We start from the raw sequence: 13,461 nt of genomic DNA on the forward strand, positions 1-13,461 counted from the left end.
CCGCACTTTATACGGCAAAATAGTCTAATTTCACGTCGCTCAATGTGCCGAGCAATTCTTCCGCCATGGCTTTGTAATGGAGCGTATTGGATTTTTCCACCATCACAACGCGAACGATATTCTCAACCTCCTCACCGCTTAAAATCAGATGATTTAATGCCACCTGCATTGCCGGCAGGCTTGGATTGAAGGCGGCATTTTCCGCATAACTGCCGTGATAAATTTGCTGATTTCGGGTTTGAATGGCAATGCCGTGGAAAGAATTGGAATAGGGCGCATGGGCTTGATTTGCCATGGCGAGCGCTTGCAATACCAACGGATTGTCGTTATTTAGGGATAATTGGTTATCGTGTTGATCCAGCAAACTCAGCTGAATATTTAAATCTTTCGGACCGAACGCATCGGGCAAATACTGGTGCAACAAATTATTTTGGCTATGCGGCAAGTGAATTTGCAGCGTTTCCGCACTGTTCAATTCATTCATAAACTGGCGACAATGCCCGCACGGAGTGTAGTTTACCGTGACATCGGTCAGTTGTTTTTCACCGCGCATCCAAGCGTGGCTAATGGCACTTTGTTCCGCATGAATAGTTTGTTGAATGTCCGTTTGGCAAAATTCCTGATTGGCACCGAAATAAAAATCGCCACCGATGCCATGTACAACCGCACCCACATTAAAATGTGAAATCGGCGTGGTGGCATAACAGGCAGCGATAGGCAGGAGTTTCAGCACGAGCTGTTTAGGCGTGAGTTGATGTTTGTTGCACAGGTGTTGCACGGCAAAGTGCGGTAGAAATCCGAGGTATTTTTGTTCTTGCAAAATATGCCAAATATCTTGTGCCAAGACGGAATGTTCTATCTTGCCTAAAGCATCTTGAATCTTGTCTGAAATGTGGGATGACATAAAATCTCCTTTTTGCGTATTATTTTTCTTATCTTAGCACTTTCACAATAAAAAAGTGCGGTCGAAATTTTACATGAATTTTCAACCGCACTTTAGCTTCTCTTTTTTGTGTTGGAACTAATTATTTCGCTGCTTTCAGCTCTTGATAATATTGCTCGTAGTATTGAATCGCGTCGCCCACATCATCTTGCCAGTAGCTTTTTTGTAGCACGTCGGCAGATGGGTAAATCGCCGAATCTTCAGTGATTTCTTTCGGTAAGGCTTTTTTCGCTTCAAGGTTAGCGGTTGGATAGCCGATAGCTAAGGTTAATTTTTCCGCCGCTTTTGCGCCCAACATATAGTTAATTAATTTGTGTGCGCCGTCCGGGTTTTTAGAAGTAACCGGAATCGCGAGGGTATCTACCCAAAGGACCGGACCTTCTTTCGGGAACACCATGTCTAAAGGTGCCTGTTCTTTTTTCGCAATACGTACGGAACCATTCCATAATTGACCGACTTCCACTTCACCGGAAATGAAAGAGTTTGCCGGGTTGTCGGAATTGAAAGAAAGCACGTTTGGACGTAATTTCAGTAATTCTTCATAAGCCTGTTTGATAATCGCCGGATCTTGTGTGTTCGGATCCTGGCCGATTTTCAATAACGCGATATTGAATACTTCGCGGGCATCGTCTAATAATTGTACTTTATTGGCAAATTCAGGTTTCCATAAATCGCCCCAGGAGGTGAAATCGCTGCCTTTGTAAGTGTTAGTGTTAAAGGCAATGCCCGGAGCGCCTAATAATTGCGGAAGGGAATATTTGTTGCCTTTGTCGTAAGGTTTGTCGAGCCAATCAGGGTCTAATTCTTTAATGACGGGTAATTTGCTGTGATCAAGTTCTTTTAACATGCCTTCGCGCGCCATTTTGGACACGAAGTAGTTGGAAGGCGCAATAACATCATAACCGCCGGCAGCACCTTGGGTTTTGATTTTTGCATACATGGTTTCGTTGGATTCGAGACTGGAAACAATCACTTTAATACCGGTTTCTTTGGTGAATTCATCGAGAAGACCATCCGGTACATATTCAGTCCAAGTGTAAAGATACACGGTATCATTTGCGGGTGCTTCAGCTTTAGGGGCTTCCGGCGTTGCTTGCGCTTGCTTGTTGTCTTTATCGTTACAACCGGTAAGTGCAACAGCGATCATACTTGCGGTGAATAAACCGGCAAATTTTTTCATTTTTGTTTGTTCTCCGTAAAAGAGGGGGTAAAAAACCACCTGCATGAAATGCAGGTATAAAAAAACGCCTTGATTTTGCGTCAAGGCGTATTGTATGTGCTATTAAATTATTTGTGAAGCATTATTATATCTAGATGTCTTTGTGTTTCTTGCCAATAAATTGACTGGCAATGACTAGTAATAATGACAACACAATCATGATGGTTGCAAGGGCATTCACTTCCGGCGTCACTCCGGTTTTCACCAAGGAGAAGATACGCAACGGCAGGATTTCGTAGCTGACACCGCTCACAAAGGAGGACACCACAACGTCATCCAGTGAAATGGTGAAACTTAACAACCAACCGGACACCACCGCCGGTAAGGCAAGCGGCAGGATGATTTTACGTAAAATGGTGATTTCGCTTGCACCCAAATCTTTCGCCGCTTCCAGCATTCTGGCGTCAAAACCGTTTAAGCGGGAGAAAATGGTGACGGTAACGTAAGGCAGACAAAAAGTTACGTGTGCCAAAAGCAATGACCAGAAACCTAAGGAAATCCCCACCACCATAAATAAGGCGAGTAAGGATACCGCCATTACGATATCCGGCGACATCATCACGATAAACAACATACCGCTTACCGCCTGTTTGCCACGGAAACGATAACGATAAAGCGCGATAGCCGTTAAGCCGCCAACGATGGTCGCAAGTGTTGCTGCAAAAAAAGCTATGGTAACGGAGTGAATCGCCGCCTGAATTAAGGTGTCGTTGTTAAATAAACGCTCGTACCAGTTCCAACTGAAGCCTTTCCAACTTAAACCGTAGCGGTCTGAATTGAAAGAGTTCGTCACTAAAATAACAATCGGGATATACAAATAAGCGTATACCACAAACATAAAAATATTGCGTAGTAAACGGCTCATTATTCCAACTCCACTTTTTTGTTCAATAATTTATTCGCGCGGTAATACACGAAGATGAGTAATGCCATCAAAATGGTCAATCCGATACTGATTGCGGAGCCGAACGGCCAGTTGCGGGAAATTAAGAATTCGCTCTTAATCACGTTACCCACAAGCAACACTTTCGCGCCGCCGAGTAAGTCCGCTACATAAAACATTCCCATTGCCGGCAATAATACCAACAAGCAGCCTGCAACGATGCCCGGCATGGTCAACGGCAGAATCACGCGGAAGAATCGTTGGAACGCGTTTGCCCCCAAGTCTTTTGCCGCTTCCAATAAGCGTCCGTCTAACTTTTCAATGGCGGAGTAGAGCGGCAGAATCATGAACGGCAGAAGCAAATACACCAAACCGATAATCACCGCCACTTCGGTGTTCAGAATCCGAATCGGTTCACTCAAAATACCCATTTCCAATAACATGGTGTTCAATACGCCTTTCACGCCGAGGAACACTTTCATGCCGTAAATACGAATAAGCGAGTTTGTCCAGAACGGCAACACCACAAGGAACAATAAGAGCGGTCGATATTTCGGGTGAATTTTACTGACCATAAAGGCAAACGGATAACCGATTAGTAAACAAATAATGGTGGCAATGATTGACATATACAATGAGTTCCACACCACCTGCGCATAAAGCGGATTAAACAGGTTGATGTAGTTTTCAAAGTTAAATGGCAAGGTATAAAAGTTGCTACCATCTCGGGTTAAAAAACTTACGACTAATACCAATAAGTTTGGGATCAGCACGAAGAAGATTAGCCAGCTGAAGATAATCGCAACAGTAATTTTCTGGAATTTATTATTGATTATCTTCATCGTTGAGTACAACCTCCCAACCTTCGTGCCATGTAATGCCTACACGTTGACCAATACTGTGATCCATGTGAGGATCATCTTCGTTAAAGAATTCGCTGACCAGCACGCGTTTGCCGTTTTGTTCAAATTCCACGGTGGATTCTAAGGTCATGCCTTTATAAGTGCGGTCGATAATATGACCGATAATGGCTTTGGAATGTTCATGCTCGTCAAGTTCTTTAATTACAATATCTTCGGGACGAAACAACACTTGAAGCTGCTGATCTTTTTTCACCGGAATGTCCGTATAAATATCACAAACGCGACCTTCCACGTTCGCCAACACCACATTTTCCGATTTACGTTCAATCACAGTGGCATCAAACACATTAATTTCGCCGATAAAACGTGCGACGAACAGGTTTGCAGGTTCTTCGTAAATTTCACGCGGCGAACCGTCTTGTGCGATTTTACCTTTACGTAACAACACAATACGGTCGGACATGGTAATCGCTTCTTCCTGATCGTGGGTTACAAAAATAAATGTGATACCTAACTGGCGCTGCAACACTTTCAGTTCGTATTGCATTTGTTTACGCAATTTGTAGTCCAACGCGGAGAGGGATTCGTCGAGTAATAACACTTTAGGTTTATTTACAACCGCCCGGGCAATGGCAATACGTTGTTGCTGGCCACCGGAAAGCTGGGTCGGCTTACGATCCGCCATTTCTTCTAATTGCACCATGCGTAGGGCTTCTAACACGCGCGGTTTAATTTCCGCCTCCGGCACTTTTTGCATACGCAAACCGAAAGCGACGTTTTCAAAGATGGTCATGTGCGGAAAAAGTGCGTAGCTTTGGAATACGGTGTTAACGTGGCGTTTCTCTGCCGGCACGTTGGTGATGTCTTCACCGTCTAAAATGATGTTGCCCGAATCTAATTCTTCCAAGCCTGCAAGCAAACGCAATACCGTTGTTTTGCCGCAGCCGGAGGGGCCGAGAATTGTCAAAAATTCACCGTTATTAATGGTTAAATTGAAGTCTTTAATAATGGTGTTGGAACCGTAGGATTTAGTAATGGAACGAAGCTCGATAATTGGCTTGTTTTGAACTGTATTTTCCACTAGCTTTGGTTTTCTCCCTAATGTACCGAATTTTTCGATATAAATTAGAAACGAATACCTACAAAATGCAGGCGGCGACTGTAAAAATGAACGCTAATGATATAGCGATCAGGGCATAATGAAAAGCAATTAATAGTGATTTTTCATAAAAAGTCGGATATTTGTTATATATCAAGGAACTGTCATTATTTTACGGCTAGACTAACAGCAATTTTTCAATGAATTTTTTCGGAAAGCAAAATACTTAAAACAGGAGAAGAATAATGCAGGATTTATTATCTCAAGAACCCGTATTGGAGCGTTTTTTCAACTATGTGAGTTACGACACGCAATCCAAGCCCGGCGCCAAAGTTTCGCCCAGTACGGCAGGGCAGCTGGCATTAGCCAAACATTTGCAGCAGGAGCTTATCGCATTGGGTTTGCAAAATATTGAATTAAGCAAGCACGCCGTGCTTACCGCATTTTTGCCCTCCAATGTGGATCCTGATTCGCCGACCATCGGTTTGATTTCTCATTTAGACACCTCGCCCGAATGTAGCGGCAAGAACGTTCAGCCGGAATTGATTGAAAATTATCGCGGCGGTGACATCGCCCTTGGCATCGGCGAAGAGTTTATCAGCCCCGTGTATTATTCCTTCCTGCACCAATTAACGGGTAAAACCCTGATTGTGACCGACGGCAACACCTTATTAGGCGCGGATAACAAAGCAGGAATAGCGGAAATTATGACCGCACTTTATCGCCTAAAAACGGAAAATCTGCCCCATTGTAATATCCGTGTCGCTTTCACGCCCGATGAAGAAATCGGCTTAGGGATGCAGTTTTTCCCTTTTGAAGATTTCCCTTGCGATTGGGCCTACACTATTGATGGCGGCGCGGTGGGCGAGCTGGAATACGAAAACTTTAATGCCGCTTCCGCCAAAATCACATTTCACGGGCGCAATATTCACCCCGGCGCCGCTAAGAAAAAAATGGTGAATGCGCTGACCTTGGCGTGTGAGTTTCAAAATGCGTTTTCATCGGCGGAAACACCGGAAAATACCGAACAGCGCGAAGGTTTTTTCCATTTAAATCATTTTACCGGCGACATTGAAAAAGTGGAATTGCATTACCTGATTCGTGATTTTGAATGGAATACCTTTGAACAGCGTAAACAATTCATCACGGCATTGGTGGAAAAATTCAATCGCGAAAAACGTTTACCGAAACCCATTGAGTTAATGATTTCCGACAGCTACAAAAATATGAACGAAACGGTGAAGAAAGTCCCTCAATCCATTGAATTGGCGGATTTGGCGATGCAACAATGCGGCGTTACCCCCAACCATAAATTGATTCGTGGCGGCACCGACGGCGCTTGGTTGGCGGAAAAAGGATTGGCTTGCCCGAACATTTTCACCGGCGGCTATAATTTTCACAGCAAACACGAATTGATTACCCTGGAGGGCATGAAAAACGCGGTGAACGTGATTGTCAAACTGGTCGAGCTGGCGGCTAAGGCGTCATGATAAAAACGCTTGTAAAAACGACCGCACTTTATGTAGCCACAAGAGGTTATGTTTAAAGTGCGGTCATTTTTTCCATTAATTTTTGGCTGCCGGTAACGCGCCTTGATTCCATTTCTGTGCATTTTCCGGGCGTTTGGCTTGCAATAAGAAATGCTGATTTGCTTTTACCTGCCCTTGCACCACCGTGCCTGACGGCGTAGAGAAGGAAATGCCGCCTTTTAACAGCTGTTGTACGCTGCCGGTGTTGAATTGGGCGCCGGACCAGCCGAGGTTGAAATCGTAACCGGAGGCGATCCAGAATTCGGAATTTTGGCGCACGAGGTGCTGATATTTCGGGGCGATAAGAATGTTGATAAATACCCGATCGCCCAACGAATTCAGCTCTAAGTTTTTAATGGTTCCCACTTCCACGCCACGATACATAATCGGCGATCCCGCGGTAATATTTAGCGCGTCGTTGGTTTCCAGCACAAGCGGTAACCCATTGGTATATTTAATGTTATTGTTGACGGATTGGCTTAAGGCAAATTGTGTTTTGCTTTTGCCGGAACCCACTTCCACATCAATGTACGGTTGCAATAAGCTGTCGATATTTTCAATACCGCCGGCGGAAATTTGCGGTGAAATCACTTTGAAGCGCGAGCCTTCTTTGGCGATTAGCGCCATGTAATTCGGGTTAATTAATGCTTTAGCGATGATTTTATTGCTCTTTTGATTAAGCTGAATGCTGTCGATTTCACCAATGGTTAAGCCTAAATAACGTAACGCCATGCCTTTGCTGAGGTTAGTGGCGTCCTCGGCAGTCAGGGTGATTTGTTGCTCTGCAGACTTGGCGCGCAGTTCGTTCGGATAAAGGGTATGGTTGCCTTTACCGCCGCTATTATCAAAGCTGATAGCGCCTTTTAACGAACGTGCTACGGGCGTTGCCTGAATGCTGATGCCTTTCGGGGTAATGTCAATTTGCGCCGCACTTTCCATCCAGAAGACGCTTTTGTCCGTCAATAAATAGCGGTATTTCGGATAAATAAACACATCCACGGCAAAATGTTGGGTTTGCGGACGGATATCCAAAATTTTACCCACTTCATATTGGCGGTAAAGCACCAATGAGCCTTTGTTAATACTTGGTAAATTGGACGTGGTCAGCGTGATGGTAGGTTGCGGTCGGTTTTCGGTAATGCCGGCTTCCGCGTTGGTTAAATCGCTGTAAAGGGTATAGCTTTCTTTTGCTTTGCCCTGATTTTTACCCGCCACCACGCGAATGCCGCCTTGCAGCCATTTTTCCGGTGTGGCGGCTTCAAAACGTAAGCCGTCAACACCCAAACTCACTTCAAAATTGGAGGCGGCGATAAATAGGGTATCGCCGTGAATTAAATGGCGATACTCGCCGGCGATTGCGACTTTGAATTTGACGCCGTCGGTATCAATTTGCTGAGACACAATTTCGCCGATTTGAATGTTGTTATAAATCAACGGTTGTCCTTCGTTGATACCGTAAGTTTCCGGTGCGGTTAAATTCAGCACTAAGGTGTTCGGCTGTTTCAGTAATAACTCGCTTTCTTTAATCACATCGAAATCCGTTCGGTTTTCACCGTCGCCCGGCAACACCTCAAAATATTTGCCGCGTAGCAGTTTTTGTACATCGGTTAAATCTGCCAGACCCGGTTTTTTCACGCGCAATACAATGTTGCTGTTGGCTTTGAACAAATTGGCAAGATTCGGATCAATTAATAACGTACCACTTAACATTTCATCGTTATTTTCTACCGCACTTAATTCGGATAACACGCCGATTTCGGTATTTTGGTAATAAACGTGGGTTTTCCCTGCTACCAAACCGACAGTGTTCGGAAGGTTGACATTAATGTTGATACCGCGTTTTGCCGCTTGCAGGTTGGAATAAAGTGTGTAGCTTTCGTTCATTTCCGCTGCCGGGCTGTTGTTTGGCGAATCAAAAGCAGCAGCACCTTGCACCACAGAATTAAGGCTGTCTACGTTAACGTTTAAACCGGAAACGTCAATGCTGGCGCTGATGCCGCTGATATTCCAGAAATGGCTGTCTTTTTTGACAAATTTGGCGTAAGGCTTATTGATGACCACATCAATTTCCACTTTTTTGCCGTCTTCGGTGAAATGGAAATCATAGATTCGACCCACGGGTATCTTTTTGTAATAGATAGATGCACCGATTGAAATAGAGCCCAAATCATCGGCAATTAAATGAATCAGTAAATCACCCGGAGTAAGCTGTGCTATAGGGCCTTTCGTTTCTGCCATGAATTCATGTTCGGTGTCCCCCCCGCCCGGTTGTAAGGTGATGTAATTACCTGAAACCAATGCATCTAAGCCTGAAATCCCGGCAAGGGATGCACTTGGTTTCACCAGCCAGAATTTGGTGTTTTCCCGTAAGACGGTTTTGGCCTCAGGGTAAATATTGGCTACCACTTCCACTTTTTGCAGATCATCGGTGAAATTCACCTTCTTTACTACCCCGATTTGCAAACCTTGGTAGCGAATTTGTGTTTTGCCGGCAACGATACCGTCACCGTTGGTAAAAGTGATTTTTACGCTGATACCCTGTTCCTGCACAATTTGGAAGAACAAAATGGCACTGATACACAGGGCGATGAAAGGTAACAACCAAAATGGCGAAATACGCCGGTTTTGACGCACCTGCGCGTTGACTTCCGTTTCATTATTTTGATGTTGCGTGTTTTGCTTGTTGTCTGTCATAGATTTCCCAAATTAAGCGGCTGTCAAATTGCTCCGCTGCAATCATTGTCAAAAATACCGCCGCGCCGAAATAGAGCGCCGCTGTACCTACAGAAAAGTCGATAATCTGCCCTCGGGTAACCAAAGACATCATCAGTGCCAATACGAATAAATCAAGCATTGACCAGCGTCCGACGAAATGCACGATATGCAACAAACGCATTTGCCAGCGAATAGAATGTTTCAGTTTAAAGTGTATGCAGGTGAGCAGGTACAACATAATCAACACTTTGCTAATGGGCACGAAAATACTGGCGGTAAATACCACAAAAGCAATGAAGTAACTGCCCATATCAATAAAACTGATCACGCCCGACATTAAGGTGTCCGTACTTGGCGCACCGTTTAAATAAATCACCGACATCGGCAATAAATTTGCCGGAAACAGCATGATAATACCCGCAATTAATAGCGCCCAGGTGCGTTGTAATTTAATGGCGTTTGGCAAATCAATTTGCGAATAGCAACGCGGACAGATTTCGCGCCCTTTGCGATCGGTGAGCGGATTAATAAAGCTATATTGGCAGGAATGACAATAACGTAAATCTTCCGTATGCGTGAGATTATTGACCGCTTTGCTTTGCGGGTAAAAATCGTTCCACACTTCGTCGGGGTTAATTTTAATAAACAAGAGCGTGGTTAAAAGTGCGGTAAAAATAAAAGCGATTAAGTAAATATTCAGTTCTAATGTGGCGTACTCCTGCACTTTGAAAATGCTCACGCCCAATGCCACCAAATACACGTCAAACATCACCCAGGGTTTAATATAACTGAGGGAAATCAACAAATTGCGTGGTTTTATGTGCATGATCTGTGACAGCCGCAGCAGAATAACCAGCAGCGCAAAGGCAATGGGCATAAACACGGCGCAAAGAAACACTAAAAATGCAGTGTAAGAAAAACCTTGTGTCGCCATTTTCCACACGCCCAGCCAGACCGAGGCGTCAATTTTTTCGCCTAATAAATCTATGCTTAAAAGCGGGTAAGTTAAAGCGAAAGGCATCAGGATTAAAATAGAGATGGCGATAATCGAACAGCGTTTTAAACTCCAGCGGCTGGTGGTATATAACACATTCTGGCAGCGCGGACAAAGGGCACGTTGCCCTCGTTGTAATGCAGAAATTTTAACCACGGCATTGCATTCACCGCAACGAACGAGGCGATGAAAAGTAGCGTCGGCCAAATTTAACTTGGAATGTGCTGTCATGAATCAAGTTACCTAAATATTAAAGAAGCGCGTATTTTATACTGTATTTTTCGTTTTTAGTACGAATTTATCTTGCTTAGACAGAAAAAGTGCGGTCATTTTTCGCGGAATTTATTATTTCTTTTCAGTAGATAGATTATTAATTGTCATTTTTTCTGAAAGTAAGCTAAACTATGGTAAGTTTTTCTACTTATTAAAATCTATGCAGGATTTCGCAATGACAGAAATACAAAAGTTAACAAATAATAAAGAGATTATTGCTTATTTAGCGGAAAAATTTCCGCTATGTTTTTCTATTGAGGGGGAAGCCAAACCGTTAAAAATCGGTTTGTTTCAGGATTTAAGCGAAGCGCTGAAAGATGACGAGCGCGTAAGCAAAACCCAACTCCGCCACGCCTTGCGTCAATATACTTCAAACTGGCGTTACCTACACGGCTGCAAAGCCGGTGCAATGCGCGTGGATTTACAGGGTAATCCGGTGGGGGAACTGGAGCAAGAACATGCTGATCATGCCGCGCAACAATTAGCGGAAGCTAAAGCCTTAATTGCCCAAAAACGTGCGGCGGAAAAAGCGGCAAAAGGCGAAAATGAGAAAAAACGCTCTGTCCGTCGCAATCAGAAGCAAGGTGAAAAGCATGCCCGTAAACCTAATTTTAATTTCAATAACGTGGATATGGCGATGTTGCAGGTCGGTCAGCAGGTAAAAGTCAAAGCAGCTGACCATGCGAAAAACGCCACCATTTTGGAAATTTCCGGCGATGCCGCCAGGGTGGAATTGGAAAACGGTTTGGTGATTACTGTCACGGCAGATCGTTTATTTGCCTAAATTCTTTTAATTAACAAAGCTATCTTTCACAGATAGCTTTGTTTATTGCCGTATTTTAATTAGGAAAGTTTGAATGAAATTTATGAAAACAAAAAGCTATCTGACCGCACTTGTATTAACTTCCTTTTTGCTTAATGTCAATATTGCGGACGCGGTACAACCGAAATTAAAACAAAGTGATCTGGTCTCTTTACAGCCGTCGGAATCCAACATGTTTGCCACGAAACGTGCGACAACCCGCCTAACTCAGTCTCATTACCGTAGATTTCAGCTGGATGATGAATTTTCGAAAAAGATTTTTGATCGTTACCTTAAAGCGTTGGATTTTAACCGTACGACGTTTTTGCAATCCGATATTGATGAAATGTTCACTAAATATGGCAATAAAATTGATGACGAGTTGAATGCAGGTAATTTAGATATTGCTTTTAATATGTATGAGTTAATGATGAAACGCCGTTATGAACGTTATCGTTATGCCTTGTCTTTGCTGGATAAAGAACCGCATTTGAACGATGATGATCAAATTGAAATTGATCGTGAAAAAGCAGCCTGGCCGAAAACCGAAAAAGAAGCGAATAAGTTATGGGAAGCGCGCGTTAAAAACGACATCATCAGCTTGAAATTAAAAGATAAAAAATGGTCGGAAATTAAAGATAAATTAGTTAAGCGTTATAATTTGGCGATTCGTCGCTTAACCCAAACTAAAGCGGATGATGTGGTACAAACCTATTTAAACGCTTTTGCCCGTGAAATTGATCCACATACCAGTTATTTAGCCCCACGTACGGCAAAAAGTTTCAATGAAAGCATGAATTTATCTTTAGAAGGGGTCGGTGCCACATTGCAAACCGAGGATGGTGAAACCAGTATTAAATCTTTAGTTCCGGGAGCGCCTGCCGAACGCAGTAAAAAATTAAAAGCAGGTGATAAAATTATCGGTGTTGGTCAGGAGAAAGGCGAAATCGAGGATGTTGTCGGTTGGCGTCTGGAAGACATCGTTGACAAAATCAAAGGGAAAAAAGGCTCTAAAGTCCGTTTGGAAGTGGAACCGGCAAAAGGCGGAAAATCCCGTATTGTGACATTGGTTCGCGATAAAATTCGTATTGAAGATCAAGCGGCGAAATTAACCGTTGAAAAAGTTGACGGCATCAATGTTGCCGTGATTAAAATTCCAAGCTTCTACCTCGGTTTAACGGAAGACGTGAAAAAATTATTGGTAGAAATGAAGAACAAAAAAACCGCTGCGTTAATCGTGGATTTACGGGAAAACGGTGGCGGTGCGTTGACCGAAGCGGTCGGTTTAAGCGGCTTATTCATTAGCGATGGGTCTGTAGTGCAAGTGCGAGACGCCTATCAACGTATTCGTGTACACGAAGATCCGGACAATATGCAACAATATACCGGTCCGTTATTGGTGATGATTAACCGTTTCAGTGCTTCCGCGTCGGAAATTTTTGCCGCCGCGATTCAGGATTACAACCGCGGCATTATTATCGGACAAAATACCTATGGAAAAGGCACGGTCCAACAAAGTCGTTCACTCAATTTTGTGTATGACTTGGATCAAACTCCGCTCGGCTTAATTCAATATACCATTCAAAAATTCTATCGTATTAATGGCGGAAGCACCCAATTAAAAGGCGTTGCACCGGATATTAAATTCCCGGATGTGATCGATGCGCAAGAATATGGTGAAGAAAAAGAGGATAATGCCTTGCCTTGGGATAAAATTCCGTCGGTCAATTATTCCGAAGTGATGACGGCGCGTGATTTTGTTTCCGAGTTGACTAAAAAACACAAAGAAAGAATCGCGAAAAATCCGGAATTTATTGCTTTAAACGAGGATTTAAAGATTCGTGACGAGCGTCGTGATCGTAAGTTCTTATCTTTGAATTATCAAAAACGCAAAACGGAAAACGATAAGGACGACGAAAAACGTTTGAAAGATATTAATGAGCGCTTTAAACGTGAAGGTAAGAAACCGTTAAAAGACATTAATGACTTACCGAAAGATTACGAAGCCCCGGATTTCTTTCTGAAAGAAGCAGAATTCATTGCTGCAGATGTCGTAAAATTTGATGCGGAAAAAACCGGACTGAAAGACGCGGATACCTCTGCAAAGCCGTAAACGTTTCATTTTCTGACCGCACTTTCTA

10 protein-coding genes are annotated in these 13,461 nt (G+C 43.5%); 3 read left to right on the forward strand and 7 right to left on the reverse strand.

All coding sequences use genetic code 11. From position 1 onward, the window contains the following. Positions 1–7: 7 nt before the first annotated feature. The 5 genes from cdd to potA all read right to left on the reverse strand — a co-directional run bounded on the left by cdd (position 8) and on the right by potA (position 4,989). Complete coding sequence (gene cdd / locus A3CS_RS0102505) at positions 8–904, reverse strand: cytidine deaminase (protein WP_019518206.1); 897 nt, start codon at positions 902–904, stop codon at positions 8–10. Between the two features lie 121 nt (positions 905–1,025). Further along, positions 1,026–2,123 (reverse strand): extracellular solute-binding protein, encoded by a 1,098-nt coding sequence (locus tag A3CS_RS0102510; protein ID WP_005573972.1) that lies wholly within the window; start codon positions 2,121–2,123, stop codon positions 1,026–1,028. A 130-nt stretch (positions 2,124–2,253) separates the two neighbouring features. Beyond that, a complete protein-coding gene (gene potC, locus A3CS_RS0102515) occupies positions 2,254–3,027 on the reverse strand; it encodes a spermidine/putrescine ABC transporter permease PotC (protein WP_005542482.1) in 774 nt (257 codons plus the stop codon). Further along, the gene (gene potB, locus A3CS_RS0102520) at positions 3,027–3,887 is read right to left on the reverse strand and encodes a spermidine/putrescine ABC transporter permease PotB (RefSeq protein ID WP_005547379.1); all 861 of its coding nucleotides are present in this window, start codon (positions 3,885–3,887) and stop codon (positions 3,027–3,029) included. The genes potC and potB overlap by 1 nt, the downstream gene beginning before the upstream one ends. Beyond that, positions 3,871–4,989: a spermidine/putrescine ABC transporter ATP-binding protein PotA gene (potA, locus tag A3CS_RS0102525; RefSeq protein ID WP_005547376.1), complete on the reverse strand. Its 1,119-nt coding sequence runs from the start codon at positions 4,987–4,989 to the stop codon at positions 3,871–3,873. The genes potB and potA overlap by 17 nt, the downstream gene beginning before the upstream one ends. A gap of 263 nt (positions 4,990–5,252) precedes the next feature. On the opposite strand from potA, the gene pepT reads away from it, so the two are divergent. Continuing rightward, positions 5,253–6,497: a peptidase T gene (gene pepT, locus A3CS_RS0102530; protein ID WP_019518208.1), complete on the forward strand. Its 1,245-nt coding sequence runs from the start codon at positions 5,253–5,255 to the stop codon at positions 6,495–6,497. A gap of 75 nt (positions 6,498–6,572) precedes the next feature. Here pepT and A3CS_RS0102535 read toward each other — a convergent pair whose 3' ends face one another. Then, complete coding sequence (locus A3CS_RS0102535; RefSeq protein ID WP_005547372.1) at positions 6,573–9,230, reverse strand: PqiB family protein; 2,658 nt, start codon at positions 9,228–9,230, stop codon at positions 6,573–6,575. Then, the gene (locus A3CS_RS0102540; protein WP_005547370.1) at positions 9,193–10,476 is read right to left on the reverse strand and encodes a paraquat-inducible protein A; all 1,284 of its coding nucleotides are present in this window, start codon (positions 10,474–10,476) and stop codon (positions 9,193–9,195) included. Before A3CS_RS0102540 ends, A3CS_RS0102535 begins: the two co-directional genes overlap by 38 nt. A 217-nt stretch (positions 10,477–10,693) precedes the next feature. On the opposite strand from A3CS_RS0102540, the gene proQ reads away from it, so the two are divergent. Beyond that, positions 10,694–11,302, forward strand: a complete 609-nt coding sequence (proQ, locus tag A3CS_RS0102545) for an RNA chaperone ProQ (protein ID WP_005547369.1) — start codon at positions 10,694–10,696, stop codon at positions 11,300–11,302. 73 nt (positions 11,303–11,375) lie between these two features. After that, positions 11,376–13,433: a carboxy terminal-processing peptidase gene (prc, locus tag A3CS_RS0102550; protein ID WP_005588507.1), complete on the forward strand. Its 2,058-nt coding sequence runs from the start codon at positions 11,376–11,378 to the stop codon at positions 13,431–13,433. Positions 13,434–13,461: the final 28 nt, after the last annotated feature.

Origin of the sequence: Aggregatibacter actinomycetemcomitans DSM 8324, assembly GCF_000372365.1 — a bacterium.
Taxonomy (GTDB): domain Bacteria; phylum Pseudomonadota; class Gammaproteobacteria; order Enterobacterales; family Pasteurellaceae; genus Aggregatibacter; species Aggregatibacter actinomycetemcomitans.